General features: G+C 26.9%; 20 protein-coding genes and 3 tRNA genes. 14 read left to right on the top strand and 9 right to left on the bottom strand.

Translation table 11 applies throughout. From position 1 onward, the window contains the following. Nucleotides 1–2 precede the first annotated feature (2 nt). Complete coding sequence (locus WC356_01285) at nt 3–623, top strand: DUF6036 family nucleotidyltransferase (protein ID MFA5381768.1); 621 nt, start codon at nt 3–5, stop codon at nt 621–623. A 13-nt stretch (nt 624–636) separates the two neighbouring features. Here WC356_01285 and WC356_01280 read toward each other — a convergent pair whose 3' ends face one another. Genes WC356_01280 through WC356_01270 form a run of 3 tightly spaced genes read right to left on the bottom strand, consistent with a single transcriptional unit; the run spans nt 637 to nt 2,520 of the window. After that, complete coding sequence (locus tag WC356_01280; protein MFA5381767.1) at nt 637–1,254, bottom strand: ERCC4 domain-containing protein; 618 nt, start codon at nt 1,252–1,254, stop codon at nt 637–639. Between the two features lie 26 nt (nt 1,255–1,280). Further along, nucleotides 1,281–1,967, bottom strand: a complete 687-nt coding sequence (locus WC356_01275; protein ID MFA5381766.1) for a hypothetical protein — start codon at nt 1,965–1,967, stop codon at nt 1,281–1,283. Nucleotides 1,968–1,971: 4 nt separating this feature from the next. Beyond that, complete coding sequence (locus WC356_01270) at nt 1,972–2,520, bottom strand: hypothetical protein (protein MFA5381765.1); 549 nt, start codon at nt 2,518–2,520, stop codon at nt 1,972–1,974. A gap of 206 nt (nt 2,521–2,726) precedes the next feature. Between WC356_01270 and WC356_01265 the strand changes: the two genes are divergently transcribed. From WC356_01265 to WC356_01255, 3 genes are all read left to right on the top strand, one after another. After that, nucleotides 2,727–3,152 (top strand): hypothetical protein, encoded by a 426-nt coding sequence (locus WC356_01265; GenBank protein ID MFA5381764.1) that lies wholly within the window; start codon nt 2,727–2,729, stop codon nt 3,150–3,152. Nucleotides 3,153–3,361: 209 nt separating this feature from the next. Continuing rightward, nucleotides 3,362–4,282 carry a hypothetical protein gene (locus tag WC356_01260; GenBank protein ID MFA5381763.1) on the top strand — a complete coding sequence of 307 codons (921 nt, stop codon included), beginning with the start codon at nt 3,362–3,364 and terminating at the stop codon, nt 4,280–4,282. Between the two features lie 60 nt (nt 4,283–4,342). Further along, nucleotides 4,343–4,450, top strand: a tRNA-Ile gene (locus WC356_01255). 31 nt (nt 4,451–4,481) lie between these two features. Here the strand turns inward: WC356_01255 and WC356_01250 are convergent. Next, entirely contained in the window at nt 4,482–5,171 is a 690-nt protein-coding gene (locus WC356_01250) for a hypothetical protein (GenBank protein ID MFA5381762.1), read from the bottom strand. Between the two features lie 69 nt (nt 5,172–5,240). On the opposite strand from WC356_01250, the gene WC356_01245 reads away from it, so the two are divergent. Genes WC356_01245 through WC356_01225 form a run of 5 tightly spaced genes read left to right on the top strand, consistent with a single transcriptional unit; the run spans nt 5,241 to nt 9,883 of the window. After that, on the top strand, nt 5,241–6,575 hold the full coding sequence (locus tag WC356_01245; protein ID MFA5381761.1) for an APC family permease: 1,335 nt from the start codon (nt 5,241–5,243) through the stop codon (nt 6,573–6,575). A 27-nt stretch (nt 6,576–6,602) separates the two neighbouring features. Then, complete coding sequence (locus tag WC356_01240) at nt 6,603–7,919, top strand: amino acid permease (protein MFA5381760.1); 1,317 nt, start codon at nt 6,603–6,605, stop codon at nt 7,917–7,919. Nucleotides 7,920–7,952: 33 nt separating this feature from the next. Next, nucleotides 7,953–8,537 carry a hypothetical protein gene (locus tag WC356_01235; protein ID MFA5381759.1) on the top strand — a complete coding sequence of 195 codons (585 nt, stop codon included), beginning with the start codon at nt 7,953–7,955 and terminating at the stop codon, nt 8,535–8,537. 12 nt (nt 8,538–8,549) lie between these two features. Further along, on the top strand, nt 8,550–9,074 hold the full coding sequence (locus WC356_01230; GenBank protein ID MFA5381758.1) for a VTT domain-containing protein: 525 nt from the start codon (nt 8,550–8,552) through the stop codon (nt 9,072–9,074). Between the two features lie 41 nt (nt 9,075–9,115). Beyond that, the gene (locus tag WC356_01225) at nt 9,116–9,883 is read left to right on the top strand and encodes a hypothetical protein (GenBank protein ID MFA5381757.1); all 768 of its coding nucleotides are present in this window, start codon (nt 9,116–9,118) and stop codon (nt 9,881–9,883) included. A gap of 1 nt (nt 9,884) precedes the next feature. On the opposite strand, the gene alaS is transcribed toward WC356_01225, so the two are convergent. Next, nucleotides 9,885–12,548 carry an alanine--tRNA ligase gene (gene alaS / locus WC356_01220; GenBank protein ID MFA5381756.1) on the bottom strand — a complete coding sequence of 888 codons (2,664 nt, stop codon included), beginning with the start codon at nt 12,546–12,548 and terminating at the stop codon, nt 9,885–9,887. A 110-nt stretch (nt 12,549–12,658) separates the two neighbouring features. Between alaS and WC356_01215 the strand changes: the two genes are divergently transcribed. Then, nucleotides 12,659–12,770: transfer RNA gene (locus WC356_01215), tRNA-Val, on the top strand. Between the two features lies 1 nt (nt 12,771). On the opposite strand, the gene WC356_01210 is transcribed toward WC356_01215, so the two are convergent. Then, nucleotides 12,772–14,082, bottom strand: coding sequence for a 2'-deoxycytidine 5'-triphosphate deaminase (locus tag WC356_01210; protein MFA5381755.1), 1,311 nt, complete (start codon nt 14,080–14,082; stop codon nt 12,772–12,774). A gap of 71 nt (nt 14,083–14,153) precedes the next feature. Between WC356_01210 and WC356_01205 the strand changes: the two genes are divergently transcribed. Further along, on the top strand, nt 14,154–14,861 hold the full coding sequence (locus tag WC356_01205; GenBank protein MFA5381754.1) for an alanyl-tRNA editing protein: 708 nt from the start codon (nt 14,154–14,156) through the stop codon (nt 14,859–14,861). 16 nt (nt 14,862–14,877) lie between these two features. Here WC356_01205 and WC356_01200 read toward each other — a convergent pair whose 3' ends face one another. Beyond that, the gene (locus WC356_01200) at nt 14,878–15,558 is read right to left on the bottom strand and encodes a DUF4013 domain-containing protein (GenBank protein ID MFA5381753.1); all 681 of its coding nucleotides are present in this window, start codon (nt 15,556–15,558) and stop codon (nt 14,878–14,880) included. A 267-nt stretch (nt 15,559–15,825) separates the two neighbouring features. On the opposite strand from WC356_01200, the gene WC356_01195 reads away from it, so the two are divergent. The 3 genes from WC356_01195 to WC356_01185 all read left to right on the top strand — a co-directional run bounded on the left by WC356_01195 (nt 15,826) and on the right by WC356_01185 (nt 17,159). Beyond that, nucleotides 15,826–16,068 (top strand) — tRNA-Glu (locus WC356_01195). Between the two features lie 13 nt (nt 16,069–16,081). Beyond that, complete coding sequence (locus WC356_01190; protein MFA5381752.1) at nt 16,082–16,216, top strand: hypothetical protein; 135 nt, start codon at nt 16,082–16,084, stop codon at nt 16,214–16,216. Between the two features lie 40 nt (nt 16,217–16,256). Further along, complete coding sequence (locus tag WC356_01185) at nt 16,257–17,159, top strand: hypothetical protein (protein ID MFA5381751.1); 903 nt, start codon at nt 16,257–16,259, stop codon at nt 17,157–17,159. A 147-nt stretch (nt 17,160–17,306) separates the two neighbouring features. On the opposite strand, the gene WC356_01180 is transcribed toward WC356_01185, so the two are convergent. Then, on the bottom strand, nt 17,307–18,224 hold the full coding sequence (locus WC356_01180) for a nucleotidyl transferase AbiEii/AbiGii toxin family protein (GenBank protein ID MFA5381750.1): 918 nt from the start codon (nt 18,222–18,224) through the stop codon (nt 17,307–17,309). After that, on the bottom strand, nt 18,203–18,799 hold the full coding sequence (locus tag WC356_01175; GenBank protein ID MFA5381749.1) for a hypothetical protein: 597 nt from the start codon (nt 18,797–18,799) through the stop codon (nt 18,203–18,205). The genes WC356_01180 and WC356_01175 overlap by 22 nt, the downstream gene beginning before the upstream one ends. Nucleotides 18,800–19,060 lie beyond the last annotated feature (261 nt).

Here is a 19,060-nt window from a genome sequence, read left to right as displayed (position 1 = left end):
AAATGGTGAGAGAATTTTGGTCTGATAATATAACAAAACAAAGCTGGGAAAGACTACAAGGATTAACAAAAGAATTTGATTTTGTTTTAATAGGGGGATGGAGTTTATTTTTATATACAAAAATTAATAAGTCGAAAGATATAGACATTTTAATTGATATGGATACTTTATATACAATTAAAAATAATTATGACTTAAAAAAGAATGTTAATCTTAAAAAATATGAGATAGAAGATAAAGGATTTGATATTGATATTTATGTTCCTTATTTTTCAGAACTTCCTATACCCGTAGAGGATATTCTTAAAATGAAAAATCCTAGAATACAAGGAATAAAAATTGTTCAACCAGAAATTTTATTAATATTAAAACAGTGCGCATATTTAGATAGAAAAGATTCAATTAAAGGAAAGAAAGATTCAATAGATATTATAACTTTATTAAGATATGGAGGAATAGACTTTAAGAAATACAAGCAATTATTAAAAGAATATAAATTAAATGAATATTTTGATCATTTGATTAAATTAATTAAAACTTTTGATGATCATACATATACAGGAATGGATTTTACAGAATTTAAAAAATGGAAAAAAGAAATTCTAAATATCTTATCTAGATAATTAAATAATAAATTTATTCAACATAAACAGATTCAAAAATATTTTTTAAAAGCTGTGCTTTTTTCTTACCTAAATTATTAACTTCTGCTAATTCATCTTCATCTGCACTAATAATATTTTCAATTGTTCCAAAAGTTTCTAATAAATCAATTGCTAATTGAGGACCAACTAAAGGAAGTGCCTCAATAACAGCTCTTTGTTTTTCTCCTAATGTATGCGCTTTTTTATGTGCTTTAATACGATTTTTTTGTTTTCTGGCAATTTGTTCATGTTTAGCAATTGCATAAATCATTTCAGCAGTTTCATTTTTATCATGTGTAAATAATAATGAAGCACCATAGTCAGTCATTATTGATACTTGCGCGCCTTTCAAAGCATTATTATTAATTCTTTCAGCATTACCGTATCCTTCAACCAATAAAATAACACATTCAAAAGTTTCTTTTAATCTTTTTAATTGTTCAAATAATCTTCCATCAATTATAGATGCTTCTAAATCCTGTTTTGTTTTTCTTTCAATAACTGTTTTTTCTGAGCAAATAAAATCTCCAATACTTAAAGTTTGAATTTCAATTTCTAATTCCTTATTTATAAGTAAATCTTTTATAAATTCGTCTTCTCTTATGTCCATAAAAATTTTTATTGGCAAGAACTCACCTATTTAGGTTTTTGAACTATACTTATCAATCTTCCTATTTCTTCAAAACTAATTGAACATCCATTAAATTTTAAACTATTTAATCCAGATTCTAATGCTTGCTGTTCTAATCCTTGAAATTTATTAAATAGTCCTTTTTCATAAGCAATAGCTAATATCTCACTGCTTCTAAAAGGAAAAATATTTTTTGTCATATCTTTAAATATTTGAATATTTTTTTGATTTGGGGTGATATTAATTCTTAGTTCTCTTTCTTGATGTTTTTTCAAGTCGTTTGAATTTTCTATAAGCATTCTTGTATTTCTTTCATCTATTAAAACATTATAAATTCCTAATTTTTTAGTTAAAGCGATCATTTCTGCTTCTCCTGCATCAACTAAATGAATTGGATTTCCTCTTGCAAAAAACATATTATTAGCGATTTCCATTATTTCTATACTTTCTTTTTCAACATCAATATCTACTAAATCAATAATACCATCATTAATTGCATCCATTAATCTTATCCCATTTATCGCATATTTTTTAATTCCAAGAGGTCTTGTTATGCATTCATATTTAACTTTTTGAGGCATCATTAAAAATATATTATATCTTTTTTTAAGAGAATATAAAACCCATAAAAACCCAGTATCCGTTAATGCAATCAATGAACTTGCATCACATAATATCGCTTTTTTATCCATAAAATCACCCAAATATCTCCCTTACTTTTTTAATCCTGTCATTAATTTCTACTGGTTCTCTATTATTTTCATGTATTGTTGTTTTCCCGATATATTCCATTATATCTATTCTTTCAGCACCAGATAAATCAGATGCGACACCCAAAGTAATTCCTTTTGAATATAATGAAGATCCTATTTTTATTTTTCCACCTTCGATTAATTCATGAATATATTTTTTATCTTGAATATCTAATGAATGAACTGTTTCAATTATTTCTTGTAATATTTTAGAGATGTTTCCCTCTTCATAGTTTAAATTTAATATTGTATCCAAAGATTTTTCTATTTTTTTTGAATATACGTTTAATCCTTTTGTTTTCCAATATCTAGGTTTTGCAATCATTTTTGAAAGCATATAACAAATAATTGCTAAATTAAATATATTTTGATTAAATTCAACAGCCATATGTTCAATACATTCATATTGTACTTTTTTAAGAGAAGAAATTTTTCTTTGTATTAATGCATTTTTTATTTGTTTTGTTTTATCCAAAATAAATTTTTTATACATATAATAAAATAATAACGCAAAATATATATAGTTTCCTTTTTTCTATTTTGTGTTTGAAAAAATATTTTTGAGTTGATATTTTTGATAAATCATACGAGAGAGAAACTATAAGGTTTAAAAATGTATCATGATTATATCATGATAGTTATGTGATATTATTATGATATCACTTTTCCGGGATTTACCGGAATAAAATAGGTTTTGATATGATAAAGAAAGAGGAAATTTATAAACCTATCGCCGAAAGTTCGGCTATGCAGAATATCATTGAACAAATTGAAAAGGAAATGCCAAAATTCAAAGATCCGGTTGTTTTGGCTGGATTATTACAGTTGTTAGTTGAAGAGAGAGAAAATTCAAATAGAATGTTAAAAACAATCGTAGAAAAGCTTGATAGAATAGAAAATGGATTAATAATAGATGAAGAAGAGAACCAGCAATTATTGCCTATGGTAGATCAAAAAATTGTTGATTTTATTAGGCAAAAAAATGCAGTATGTGCTAATGATGTAAAAGTTTACTTTAAATATAAAGGAGTAAATGCAGCAAGTGCAAGATTAAACAAGCTTTGTTCAACAGGTTTACTTGTTAAACAACAAGTAGGCAGAACAGTTTATTTCAAATTGAAATAAATTTCATATAAAATCAAAAATCATACTTGCTATACACGCTGGCAAGGCGACCCAAACGGAGATTTAATCTCCATTTTTATTTTTGCCGTGCGGCAAAAAGAGCAAAGGGGAAAAAGGCAGTTTTCACCTCCCACAACACACCAAAAACACTATTCTCTTTTTGTGTTTCTGCCTTTTTTTCTCCAAATAAAAGAATAATGGTGATTAAGTTGGTAGAAATGACAATTACACATGCGGATTTGGTTGATTATAGCTCCTTGTCAAGGAGATTAGGAGAGCTTACTTTTAAAAGAGATTATTTACTTCAAAATGGGGCAGAACAAAAAGATATTCATATTTCTGCATTAAATAATTTTATAGATGAAACAAAAGTAAATCTTGTTCCTTTAGAAATGAAGATAAAATCTGCAGGTATTTTAACAGTAATTCTTCATAGATCAATTGTTGATGAATTATCAGATGAAATTAATTCCCATACTATTGGAGAAATGATGTACGCAGCAAAATCAAAACAAGGAAAATTATATGAAAACATGAAACAAAGAGGAAGATTAACAAAAGAAAATTACGAAAAAAGAGAGGAATTAGCAGAATTAACCTTACTTCTTAATTCTATGCCACAATCTGATGCAGATGAAATAAAAGATGCAATAGAATCATTTTCAGTTTCAAATGATTGGTCAGTTGATATTTCTTCAATAAAAATTGAAAAACAAAAAAAATTAATTCAACTTCTTAATAGAATTGGATTTTCTTGCTGTATTAAAAATAGTAGATTAATTAGTGGAAATCAAAAAGGAGAAAAAATTATTAATTGGAATCCAGAAACATTAAGGAAGATTAATAACAAAAATATTTGGGTTTCAAATTTATTACTTGAAAAATTTGATGAAAATGAAGACAAATTAAATGATGTTACAAGAAGTATTCAAGCAATGACTGCAAAAAGACAAGTTAAATCATTTGATCCGGAAGAAGAACATAGATTTGATAAATTACAGGAAGAGTATTTAATATGTTTAGAAATAAGAGAAAGATTGGTTCAAGGGCAAAGTGAGTATTATACACCTAAAATTGAAATGCAAAAATTAAAAAATGAAGATTTAACTAAATTAATGAGCCAGATTTGAGTTTTTAAATTAAACAAAACTTTTTTATATTCTTTTATACCATATTTCTCTGATTTTAATGGGCCCATAGCTTAGTCAGTTTATTTAGTAAGATTTAAATAAGCCTAAAATGGTTGGAGCGCTCGACTGATAATCGAGAGGCCGTGAGTTCAAATCTCACTGGGCCCATATTCTAATTAAAATAAAAAAAAGAAAGAAATTAGTTGGTAGATATTAATGAACTTAAATCTTGGCAATTAGCTATATCTGTTTCACTAATTTTATTTATTGCTCCAGAAGTTCCAAAATCATATAATGATATTAAATCTGTTTGGCTGTCTGTAATTTTTACTATGCCAAAAGGAACTTCATTTGAAACCCAATATTCTCCATTTTCTGCTTTAAATTTAGCTGAATTTACTTTTTTATTTGTTGGAGTGGTATATAATCCATATCCCATTTCTGGAGTTTTTCCAAGATATGCTTCGTCTTCTTTTGGAAGTTCTACTTGTTCTTCTTCAATCATATCAAAACAAATAACCATATCGTCAGTTTTAGATATAAATTTGATTACTTTCATAGAACTTTCATCATACCAAATTTGAGAAATAGATTCTTGGTTTTCTATTATACTTTCTGTTTGAAATTTGATAATGTTATTTTTGATTTCTACAATTGACATGACAGTACTTTCTCCTTCAATAGATCTTATATCTGCCCACATTCCTTCTTTCCAATTCATAAATCCTTGAAATGAATTATCTACTGTTTTTTCTTCAGCTGTTGGTATTTCAATTTCTTCTTTATTATCTTCTTTTAAATTTCCATTTGTTTCAGTTTCTGTTTGAGTGCACCCCATAAGTAATAGCAATCCAATTACTAAAACAAATACTATTGGTATTTTTTTCATTAAATACACCTCCATATGTTTAATTTTAAAGCGCATTTTTAAAAACTTATCTTTTATAACATTGAAAATATGAAAAGATTAAAAAGAGCTTTAGGATTTTGGGAATTAACATTGACTGGAATAGGAATTATTCTAGGTGCAGGTATCTATGTTTTAATAGGCCAGGCTGCAGGATTATCTGGAAATATGGTTTGGTTATCTTTTGTTATAGCAGGAATAGTTGCAGCATTGACTGGTTTAAGTTATGCAGAATTAGCATCTTTATTTCCTAAAGCAGGTGCAGAATTTGTTTTTACTGAAAAAGCATTTAATAAAAGATTAGCATTTGTTATTGGATGGTTATTAATAATTGCTTGTATTATTTCTGCTGCCGCAGTTGCATTAGGTTTTGCTGGATATTTTGCTATTTTTTTTAATACACCTATAATTTTAACTGCAATTGGAAGTTTAATAGTTTTTTCAATTATCTTATTTTTTGGTATAAAAGCATCAGCAAGATTTGCGATCATATGTGCTATAATTACTATTTTAGGTTTACTTATGATTATATTTTTAGGTATACCAAATTTTGATTCAATTGATTATTTTGAAATGGTTCCAGAGTATGGGTTATCTGGAGTTTTATCTGCTGCAGCTTTGGTATTTTTTGCATATATAGGTTTTGATACAATTATTAATATGGGTGAAGAAACAAAAAATCCAAAGGTTGTTGTTCCTGAAGCAACTCTTGTTGCATTATTAGTTTCAACAATTTTATATGTTTTAGTAGCTATTTCTTCTGTGAGTGTTATAAATTGGCAGGACCTTGCAAATTCAAAAGCACCATTAGCAGATGTTGCTTCTGTTTCATTAGGAAATAATGCTTATTTAATTTTAGGAGCAATAGCATTATTTGCAACTGCAAGTACAATTTTGTTGATTTTATTAGCAGCATCAAGATTGACTTTTGGTATGGCTGAAGGTAAGGGATTACCCTCTATTTTAGCAAAAATTCATGAAAAATATAGATCCCCTTGGGTTGCCATAATTTTATTATGTATATTATCTTCAATATTTGTTTTAATTGGTAAAATAGGAATAATCGCAAATATGACTAATATTGCAATTTTAACTTCATTTTTTATTGTTAATGTTTCTGCTATTGTTTTAAGATATAAAATGTCAGATATAAAAAGAAGTTTTAAAACCCCGTTTAATATTGGGAAATTTCCATTAATTCCTTTTTTTGGTGCTTTAACTTGTGTTTTATTAATTTTACAAATGAAATTTGAAGTAATCCTATTTGGTTCTTCAATTATTATTTTAGGATTTTTAGTTTCCTATATATTTGTTAAAGATAAGATTTTGCCAAAAAAGAGTCAAAAGAAAATTGAAAAAAGACATTTTCACAATACAAGAAAATAATTTAAAGGTTTATGTTTTAATGAAGTTATGGTTGAATTAAAGAGAGCTTTAGGATTTTGGGAATTAACATTGACTGGAATAGGAATTATTTTGGGTGCAGGGATATATGTTTTAATTGGAGAAGCAGCAGGAGTAGCAGGAAATACAGTTTGGTTATCTTTTTTAATTGCCGCAGGAGTAGCAGCATTAAGCGGGTTAAGTTATGCAGAATTAGCATCTTTATTTCCTAAAGCAGGTGCAGAATTTGTTTTTACTGAAAAAGCATTTAATAAAAGATTAGCATTTGTTATCGGGTGGTTATTACTTATTTCTCCAATTATATCAGTAGCAGCAGTTTCTTTAGGTTTTGCTGGTTATTTTAATGCATTTTTTAATACACCCATAATTTTAACTGCAGTTGGGAGTTTAGCAGTACTATCAATTATTTTATTTTATGGGATAAAAGAATCTGCATGGTTTGCTATTATATGTTCTATAGTAGAGATTTTAGGTTTAATTGCAGTTGTATTTTTAGCAATTCCCTACTTAGGTTCAGTTGATTATTTTGAATTTCCAGCAGAATTTGGTATGGCTGGAGTATTTTCTGCTGCTGCATTAATATTTTTTGCTTATATTGGTTTTGATGAAATAGTAAATATGGCAGAAGAAGTTAAAGATCCTACAAAAATAGTTCCAAAGGCAACTTTATTTGCAATTGTTATTTCAACTATATTATATATTCTTGTTGCTATTTCTGCAATAAGTGTAATGAATTGGGAGGTTTTAGGAGAATCTACTGCTCCTTTAGCAGATGTAGTATCTCATTCATTTTTAGGAAATGATGCATTTTTTATAATGGGGATTATAGCATTATTTGCAACTGCGAATACTATTTTATTAATTTTATTAGCAGCATCAAGAATGATTTATGGAATGGCAAGAGGAAAAGTTTTACCTGAAATACTAGGAAGATTACATAAAAAAAGACAAACTCCATGGGTTGCCATAATTTTATTATTTATTTTATCTTCATTATTTGTATTATTAGGAAATATAAATCTTGTAGCAAATATGACTAATATCACAATTTTAATTCCGTTTTTTATTGTTAATGTTTCTGCAATTGTTTTGAGATATAAAATGCCTAATATAAAAAGAAATTTTAAAATCCCTTTAAATATTGGTAAGTTTCCTGTTTTAGCTTTTTTTGGTGCATTATCTTGTTTATTACTTATAGCACAAATAGAAATTGAAGTCATTTTCTTTGGGTTATTGATAGTATTACTTGGATTTTTGATTTCTTATATTTTTGTTAAAAAAGACTTTAATGCAGAAAAATTACAGAGAGCAATTTCAAAAAAGTAAACATATATAAATATCTCTGTTGAATATGAAAGTATGAAACAAACCTTTGATAAAGTTGAAAATATTGAAACTCAAGAATTACTTCATAGGTACAAAGAAAAATTACCCCCTGGTTTTAAAGAGAATTTATCTGAATTATCTTGGGGTACTATAGCTAATTTAGCTATGGAATTTCAAATGAAAATTAAAGATGAATCGAAAGAATTAAGGAAAATTCATAAAGAGATATCATTAACTAATTTAATATTAAGCGAAAAATTAAAACAAGCATCTAAAAAAGAAGAAGAATCTGTTGAATTAGATGCAGCATTTTTAAGAAATTTAATTGCATTATTGGGAAAATCTTATAAAATTTCAATTCAATATGAAGTTGATTTAGAAGAATTTATGATTATTTTATCTTTAATAATAGAAAAATTAAAAAAGGAAAAATTATTAGTGTATGATTTAGAAGGAAAATCCTTTGGTTTGATTGATGGAAAAATAAAACCAAAAGAATTTGGAAAAGAGCGTGCATTGGAAGATAATAATAAATATTTAAAGTGTCCTGAATGTGGTGCAACAAATCCAGCAAGCGCTAAAAAATGCGCCGAATGTGGATGTGAATTTAAAAAATAAAAAAGTGATTTGTTGAATAATAAAATAAGTTCAATTTTAACTGTAATTATTACTTTACTTATAATTTGTATTGCTTTTTTAATGCTGGATTATCTTACTTATTTTGAATCTTTAGGGTATATAGGTGCTTTTTTAATATCATTAATTGGAAGTGCTACTATTATTGTTCCTATTCCCTCTTGGGCAATAGTTTTTTTGATGGCTAAAACCTTAGATCCAATTTTATTGGGCGTACTTGCAGGTACAGGAAGCGCAATAGGAGAATTAACAGGATATTATTTAGGAAAAGGAGGAACAAAAATTTTAAATAAAGAAAAACATATTAAAAAATATACGGACGAAGTTGATAAATATGGTGCTTTTGCAATTTTTGTATTTGCATTTATACCAAACCCCTTTTTTGATATTGCAGGAATAACAGCAGGAGCAATGCATATGAAAATGTGGAAATTTTTATTAGCTTCAATGTGTGGTAAAATATTAAGATTTATACTTTTTGCTTATTTAGGAAATTATGCTTTTCATATGGTTTTTTAAATACATTTAATATCAATAGTATCTTTTAATGAGGTTATCTTATGATACATAAAGAATTAGTATTTTCAAAAGAAAGAGTTTTATTTTCTGGAACACCAAATGCAAAATTAGTTAGAACCTTAGAAACTAAAATGGATTTTTTTGAATTGCATGAGTTATGTAGAAATTTTCCAAATGAATTTGCTATTATTGGAAAATCAAAAATTTTTAAAGGAAAACCGTTGCCAATAAAAGATTTAGAAACTGCATTAGTATTTGATAAAGAATTTATTCCTAAGTTATGTAGGGATAATAGAATTAGAAATCAAGAATATTATAATTTTTTTCCAAACCCAAAATATATATTAATTCCTAAACTATTTGCCATACCTCCAATAGGAAAAACAATAGGTGAATATTTTGAAGTTTTTATTCCTCATTTTGATTCTCATGTTGTCATAGAAGTTCCTAAAGGAAAAAGAGATTTACCTAATATGGCTTTAATAATAAATGCTTGTTGTTTTAATTTTGAAAAAAAAGATAATGTTTTTGTTTTAACTTTGGATAAAGTTAATGATATTATATGTCATCCAGTTCCTGAAGAAGAATATGGTGAATGCCATATTGATATTAGAACTGGATTACCAAATCCAGAAGTTTTAGATAGATATAAAGGCCCCAAAAGATTTTTTTTAAGAGATAAAAATAAAGAGCCAAAAGTATATGCGCTGCAAAGAGATACTGGTTGTCAGTTTGATTTAGTGGATATGACTTATGATTTATCAGAAGAAAATTTAAAAAAATATAAATCTATTTGGGTTTTTGAGTAATTTAATCCTTTTTGACAATTTTTAATGTTTTTCCAAATGCAATTTTTATACTTCCGCCACCTGAACCGCCGTATTTTTTACATGTTTTTTCTAAAATTTCCTTAGCATTTTGTTCAGATTTTTTTCCAACTGCGCATACTATATTGTTAGATGAGTTTACTAAAATAACTGCCATAGCGCTTTCTCTTTTTGTTATTTCATCTCCTATTTGTTTTAAAGTTTCAATATTAGCATTTATTGGTCTTATGATAATTTTTTTATTTTTTTCATATATTTTTTCTAATCTATCTATCTCTCTTTTAGCAAATTCTTGTCTTAAAGAAATTAATATTTTACCTCTTTGTTTCCAATCTTCAAATATTTTTTCAACTCCTTCATATAATTTTTCTTCTGGTATTGAAATTATATTTGCAGTTTTTCTTATTATTTCTTCTTTGTTTTGAATATATTCTATTGCTGAATCACCGCATTTAAATGAAATTCTTTCAATTCCATCTTTTATTCCTTCTCTTTTTATTATTTTGAATATCCCAAGTTCCCCTGTTTTTTTAAATGTAGTATGTGTTCCACCGCATGCTTCATGATCTATATCTCCAATCGAAACAATTCTTAATTTATTTCCTGGTACTGCTCCTCCTTGATATATTCTCATTCCATATTTTTCTTCTGCTTTATCTCTATCTAATTCAACTGTTTTAATATCCAAATTTTCTCTTATATATTTATTTACTTGTTTTTCTATTTGATTTAATTCTTCTTGAGTTATTTTTTTATAATGTGTTAAATCTAACTGGCCTTTATATTCATCTTTGTAGGAACCTGCCTGCCAAACATGTCTTCCTAAAATTTTTCTTGCTGCTGCATTAAGTAAGTGAGCACCAGTATGATGCATTGAAATCTGTCTTCTTCTATCCATATTTATTTTTAAAATAACAGTTTGTCCTTTTTTAAAGTTTTTTATATTTTCAACTTTATGCATTATAACTCCTTTTTGTTTTATTGTTTCTAAAACTTTTTCATTATTAATTGTACCAATATCTCCAATTTGTCCCCCGCTTTCTGGATAAAAACAAGACTTATTTGTTATTATAAAATGATCTAAGATTCCAATTATTTTAGCTTTACATTCTGTTTTTTCATAATATTCACTTTTTGTTTTACAAAATTCATCCACACAATATTTTTGTTTTTCTTCAACTTCTTCATCTTTCTTTTTAATATAATCATAAAAATTATCTGGGATATTTAATTCAATTCCATTCTTTTTTGATATTTCTTGTATTAATTCAATAGGTATCCCATCACTTTCATATAATTGGATTAATTCATTTAATTGAATTCCACCCTGTTTTTTAGCTTTATCAACTACATTAGTTAATTTTCCTAACGCCTTTTCCTTTGTGATTTTATATTTTATTAATTCTTCTTTTACGACTTCTTGTGCTGTTTCAATTCCTTCTGAGTAATGAGGGTATAATGGTTTTAATAATTTAGCATGGTTTTCAAATATTTTATCATAATTTAAATTTAAATTAAATTCTTCATTAAATCCAAATGTTCTTCTTAATATCATTCGTAAATTATATCCTCCACCCGTGTTGCTAGGAAGCATCCCATCTGTTGAGGTAAATAAAATTGTTTTCAAATGATCTGCGCAAGCAAAAGAAGCTTGCAAAGGTTTGATTTTGTTAAATAATTCTTTTTCAGTCATTCCTAATTCTTTTGCTATTCTTGATTTTTCTTCTGATACTTTTCCTTCTTCAATATCTAATCCTCCTGCCTTTGACCAAAATTCTAATTTTAATTTATTATCCACTTTTATATTTGTATCTTTTATTATTTCATCAAGAACAAAAGAATATGTTGGTTCATATATAGTTGCAGTACCTTGTGTGATCCAAGCGAATCTTTCTAATCCAGCACCCATATCTATTACTTTTGTATCTAATTCTTTTATTTGTCCATTTGGGAGAAATTGATACTGCATAAAAACACAATTTCCTATTTCCATTCCTTTTACAAAATATTCTATACATGGGCCAAAGTTTCCTCCTCCCATCCATACATCTTCAATAAAAGAAATTTCTTCTTCTTTAATTCCAAATGATTTTAATAAATTAATATCATGTTCTATTGCTTGATCTTTCCAGTAAAATAATCCTGTTTTTTTAGTGTTAAATGCGTGTTGTCCAACCATAGTAAATGAAGTCATATGTCTCCCAGTCACTCCTACATTTGATAAATCCCCAAATCTAATACAAGCTTGAGGTATTACTAAGGGGTTTCCAGGGGGTTTAACTTCTCCAGTGACAACATATGGCTGGAAATCAGATATAGATGCTATTGTAAAATATAAATCGTCTCTCCATCTTGCTACTGAGGGGTAGGTATAAATAGATTTATGTTTATTTTTTGTGAAATATTTTTCAATTGTTTTCCAAGCTTCGATATACGAATGTTTTTTTCCTGAGGGATTTCCAATGAATTGATAACCTACACATGAGGGATCACCACAAAAATCTTGTTTTAATTTAGACCAAAAGTTTTTTCCGCATTTTTTACATTGCTGTCTTTCGAATCCATATTTTTTAAAGATTTTTAAGTCATAATGTGTTTTCCAATCTTTTGTAAATTGTAATCTAAGTTCATTTTTTGTAGGAACCATATACATTTTAATAAGCGAATGTTTTTATATATTTATAATATTGAGAAGATTAAAAAATTCTTAAGAGCCTGTGGTTTGTTTTGAACTTTGTTCAAAAGCCCACAGTCTATGGGCCTGTGGTCTAGTGGTATGATGTTGTCCTCACACGACAAAGATCGTGAGTTCAATTGATTTTACTGGCGCAAAATATTGCCAGAAAGTCTGACAATCTCACCAGGCCCATTTATTTATATTTTTCTTCCCAATTCTTTTTGAAATATTTAGATAATTTTAAACCTTGATTTTGATAATTAGAATTCATATTAGATCCATATAATATTTCTGGAATTTGAGAATTTTTGTAAAAATGAAGTTTAACAAATTTACTTTGACTATTTCCATTTTTATCATGAAAAACTGCAACACTTGGGCCATTAATTCTTACTTCATATACTACATAACTTCCTTTTATACTTCTATTTCCATTTTCATCTATTGCCCAACCAAAACCAGGATCAAAAAAGCCCGCATAATGACTTCTGTGTTCTCCATATCCTTCATTATAACTTTCTAATTCAGCGCAATATTGCGGAGGTATACCTATTTTTAGATCTGAAGCAAGTAAATAAAATTCTCCCTGATTCAATACTAAAGGTTTTTCTTTAATTTGCTCTTCAAATATCGGGTCAAAAAAATCTTCTGGGTCATAATTATTTATTTTTGTTAAATCCATTGAATCAATAATATCTTTTTTTGTTTTAAATCCAATTGTTTTTAATCCATTTATACCTTTTAGATTAATACCTAATCTAATTGAACCATCCTTTTTACTAAAATGTTTTTCACCAACTGCTAATTCCTCACCCTCATATGCTATCCCCATTTTTCTACTTATTTGTTCTATCATTCTATCTTGTACAATATTTTCATCTAATTTTTCTTTGCAAAAACGGATTTGATTTAATGAAATTCCTTCAGTAACCATAACATCAAATGATTGAGGAATTATTATTAAATACAATTTTCCTTTATATCCAGCAGGAATCGTGTCAAATTCTAAACCTTTATCAGTAATAGTTCTTACAAATAAATCTATTCTTCCAGTTGAACTTTTTGGATTGCATCTCGCATATATATCATGATTTAGATCTAGTTCTTCATTTAAAGGAACAATATAAGTTTGATTTTTGTGTAAAAGTGCTTTATTATTATTTGATATATCAAATTTAATATCTGAATATTTTTCGATAATATCTTGTACTTTTCTTCTATAATCTAAAAAAGTGAAAGGTATATGATAGATTGTATCTCCCAAAGTTAAGTCTAATGAAGCAGGTTGTATTTGTTTTTGATCAAAAATTAATTCTTTTTCTTTTTTTATTCTTATTTTAGATGCTTCGTCTTGTGTTTTATGTAAAAAATCCCCAACACTTTCGTTTTCTCTTATTCGATGATTTATTTGTATGTTATTTTTTACTTTTATCATTTCTCCCCCTATTGCACTAGCTATTTGTTGTTTTACTAATACGCCCATAGGGAAATTAAAGTCTTTCAATAAATCACCAAAAGTATTTATGCTAGAACATTTTTAAGTATATTTGAATAAATTGTTATTAGGTGATTTTTATGACTAAATTATTATATATGGATGATTCTTATCTTAAACAATGTGAAGCTATTGTTGAAGAAGTTGATAATTGTAAAATTATTTTAAATCAGACTATTTTTTATCCGCAAGGAGGAGGAGTTCCTTGTGATATTGGAAAAATTATAAGGGGAAATGAGGAGTTTATTGTTATTAAAGTTATGAAAGAAGAAGGGAAAGTTATTCATTATGTTGATAGGGAAGGTTTGAAAAAAGAAGATTCTATAAATTGTATTTTAGATTGGGATAGAAGGTATCTCTTAATGAGTTATCATACTGCTGCACATGTATTGGCAGGAACGTTAAATACAGATACTGGTGCTTTAATTACAGGAAATCAAATTGAATTAGATAAAACTCGTTTTGATTTTGATTTGGAAAATTTTGATAGGTCTATTTTAGAGAATCAAGTTGAAAAAGTAAATTCTTATTTTGGTTCAGATATTCCAGTAAGTATTTTTTATATGCTTCGTGAAGAAGCGCTTAAAATACCAGGCATGGTAAAATTAACAAGTGTTTTGCCTCCAGAAGTCAATGAATTACGAATCGTTAAAATAGGAGAGATTGATACACAAGCAGATGGTGGCTGCCATGTTAAAAATTTAAAGGAAATTCCAAAAATAGAGATTATTGAATTAAAAAATAAAGGAAAAAATAATAGAAGAGTTTATTTTAAATTTAAAAAATAAAAAAAGGAGAAAGAACTTAATCTTTCCATTTTATTTGTCCAAACATTGTATATCCACTTACTGCTATTAGATATGTACCTAATCCAGATATTAACATTCCTAATATAAATCCTATTGCTGGTACCATCATTAATATTCCTGAAATTATAGATAATATTACTGATAATACTATTGCATAGATTATATATACTATCCAAGTAATAATATATTCTCCAGTTAAAGCTCTTTTTATTATTTTTCCGAATGCAAATGCTTCACCGAATTTATCTTTTAATACATATCTTGTTAATGCTAAGGGAATTAAAAATACAGCTAATAAGGCTAGGATAACAAATAATATTACACCAATAATCCCGCCAGTAAGAACTGAATTTATTAAAGCCATAGGATCAGTTACTCCACTTGTTGCTGAAGTTAATACACTCATTAAAATTGTTGCCATAAATATAGCACCAACTATTATTGCTGGAAGTAAGTATACAAAACTAGCTATTGCTCCCATAATACTTTTTGTTATATGATCTACAATATTTTCCCATTTTGGTAATGTTTTTTTCTCTGCGTGTTTTGCACAGTTTAATCCAAATCCGTTTATTGTTAACATATTTACAATAGGTATTGCCCCTAATACTATTCCTATACCTAAACTTTTCATATCTGAAAAGGGTTTAGTTATTGCGTTTACAAAATCTGTCATGTGTTTTTCACCTCTTTTTATTAGTTCATGATTTGATTTTATACTTTAATAAACAACCACAACATTTATAAAAATATTCTAACTTTTGCTTTTTTTGTTTTTAGGTATTTTTTTAAATTATCCTTTATATAATTAAATAAAATTGTATTTTTTGCTCCGGTCTGTTTTGACTTTGTCAAAAAGACCTCACAAACTCACTAACGTTCGTTTGCTCCGGTCTGTTTTGCTGTTGCAAAAAGACCTCGCTTTACTCATTACATTCGTAAAGCTCCGGTCGTCTAGTCCGGTCAAGGATACCAGGCTCTCAAAGCCTTTCTTTTTCTTTTTTGAAAAGAAAAAGAAACCCTTGGGAAAGAAAAAGAAAATTTGGAGATCCCTGGCGACCCGGGTGGCCTTTCTTTTCTTGTAAGAAAAGAAACCCCAGGGAAAGAAAAGAACCCTGTAGGCTCGAGAATTCAAAACCTTGGCTGGCGCAAAAAAGCCAACTGGGAGAAAATCCCGGCCGGAGCATTTTTATATTTTTATGTTAAATAAATTAATTGGTGATAATATGATTTTTTGGGATGGAACAGATTCTGAAGGAGAAAAAAAACAAGATACAAAAAAGGAAAAATTAGGAAGAAGATCTTATTTTAAAGATATTAATCCAAAAAAGTAATACGCTATTTTTTATTTATTTCTACTATTTAATAATAAGTATGAGATTATTAACACATAGAGATTTTGATGGGGTTGTATGTGCTGTTTTATTGAAAGATGTTGAAGATATTGATAAAATAGTTTTTACTACTCCAAATTCAGTAATTAGAAATAAAGTGTTCGTTACTAAATATGATGTGATTTCTGATTTGCCTTATCATAAAAAATGTGGGATGTGGTTTGATCACCATACAACAAATAGAATAAGTTTAAAATTTGAAGGATCTTTTGCTCTAGAAAAAAGCTGTGCCCAAGTGATTTATAATTATTATGAAAATCCTTATTTAGATAAATATAGAGAATTAATAGAGATTACAAATAAAATTGATAGTGCAGAATATGAAATTGAAGATGTGTTAGAACCAAAAGGGTATATATTAATTGCATTTTCAAGTATTGTTTATGATAAACCTTGGGAAACTGATAAGTATTTATTAAAAATGGTTAATTGGCTTTCTTTTAAAAAACCAGAAGAAATTTTAGAAATTCCTGAAGTTAAAGATAATGCTGAAATAATATTAAAGGATATTGAATTTTATAAAGATATAATAGAAGCTTGGTCTGAAGTTGAAGATAATAAATTTTTTGTTTTAGATATGAGAGGAGGGAGACAAGCTCCAAAAATTGGAAAATTTTTAGTTCATGCGTTACATTCTAAAATTCCTTTTGGGATTATAATTTATCAAAGTCAAAAAAATCCAAATTTAATAAAAATAAATGTTTCTTATAATATGTTTAGAAAAGATGTTGATACTGATTTTAATGCGGGCGCTTATGCAGAACAATATGGTGGAGGAGGCCATAAGCGTGTAGGAGTTTTTACAGTAAAAGGAGAAGAAAAAGCACAGAATTTAATAGAAAAAACAAAAGAAGTTTTAAGAGAAATAAAATTAAATCAATAGGTAATATTTATAAAGGGAAAAAGCATAAATATAATTGTCTATGATATTATGCGCAGAAATGTTCGTATATTATAGACAAAGCCGATGATGACATGAACAACCGTTTAGCAGAAATGCGATGAGAAGGCTGACAGAGTCTGAGGCAGGCTATTTACTTAAAAATGTCTTGCAAATTTCTATTAGTTTTGGTTTTATTTTTTCCTTAAATTTTTCAAATTTCTTTTTATCATAATTAGCGATTGCTAGGTATTCCATATTTTCATCACTCTCAAAAAAATTGTTTTTTTCAAGTAAAGTAAGTTTTTTTTCTATTAGTTTATTAAGATCCCGTTTTATTAATGATGAAGCACTTATTTTTTGTATTATTTCAGATTTTTTTATTGAAAGAGAATTTGGAATAAAAAATAAATCAAACAAATCCCTTTCTTTTAAGTCTTTTCTTGTTAAAATTGCCCTGTATTTTTCAATGAGTATTTCATTTATAGAATAGCTTTTTATATTAAAGTTTTGAATATCAAGCCCAAGACTGAACACAAGTTCTTTTGAATCAAAAAGATCAGTTATTGTTTTTATTGAAATTTTTACTGGTTTGTGAATAATTTTTTCTATAAAATTAATCTCAATTTTTATAAATCTAGAGTTAGAATAATACATTCTGAAAATATATACTGTCCTTCCATGAAGAATAGTACAGAATTTTGTATCACTTCTATTTTTACTAAATATAAGTTCAAGGTTTTCAGCTAATGTATATATTTTTGGAACAAATGAATCTATGAATTTTTTAATTTCCTTTTCTCTTGTTCTTCTTTTCATTTTTCTTAATTTATTGGATTTATGATGAACAAAATCCAAATCTTCAGAAAATCGATGGTAATTCAAATAATTTCTCGATAAAAGAGTTCCTCCTTTAAAAATAAGTTCTTTTCCAAGCCCGAGCTTTTCAAACTCCCCTAAAATAATAGTCAGAAGCAGGTCTTTTTCAATTATTTCATCTGAAACTTTTATTCCAAGATTCCTTTTGACCTCTGCAATGTATTTATTTATATTAATTTTTTGAGCCATTTTGGATACCTCTTAAGATAATTTTTAGTTTTTTCCTTTAAAATAATTTTTTTAGATTGTTTGAAATATACTAAATCTAAATAAGTTTTTGAGGGATTAGAGTAATAAAATTTAATTTTATTTTTAGTTTTTTTTGTCTTAAGGCCGAAAATTAAAGATTCTTTTATTTTGAAGAATCTAACAGTAATTCCAAGTATTGATTTTTTTCCACTTATTTTGTTGTTTACTATTGTCAATATGTTTGGTATTTGCCAAATTTCTCCAGAAATGTATAAAGCAGAGTTAAGTCCAACATACCATTTAATATCGAGTTTGTTTAATACAGAAAATAATAATTCTCTATCTTCAAATAAACAAAATTTACGCTCCTTTTCATCTAATGAATTTATATAATAGAACTTTTTGAATACTCGTATAGTATATTTATGTCTTGAAAGATATTTTAGCGTGTTTTTAATGTTTACTTTCCCAAATTTTTTATTATATTCTTTGATTATATCAATAATTTCTTTTCTATGACATATTTTTGATTTTCGATTAATCAGTGCTTCATAAATTTTAATTATATTTTTCATAGATATGTTTATTACTTACTAATATAAAAACCTTTCTATTTCTTTTTAAAAAGTGTCATTAAATGACACTTTTTGAACTAATTTTATGAAGGAAAAGATATTATTACAAAATTAAGTTAAATAAACAATGTAGGTTAGTCTATTCACACATAATTCAAACAGAGTCTGAGGCAGGCTATTTACTTTTTTTTACACAAAGCAAAACATTTATAAAGAAGAAGATATAAAATAAAAATATCAAATAAGGTTTGGGGCGTTTAA

The organism is Candidatus Micrarchaeia archaeon, from assembly GCA_041653315.1.
GTDB lineage: Archaea > Micrarchaeota > Micrarchaeia > Anstonellales > JAHKLY01 > JAHKLY01.
This window is presented reverse-complemented; position numbering and strand designations above follow the sequence as displayed.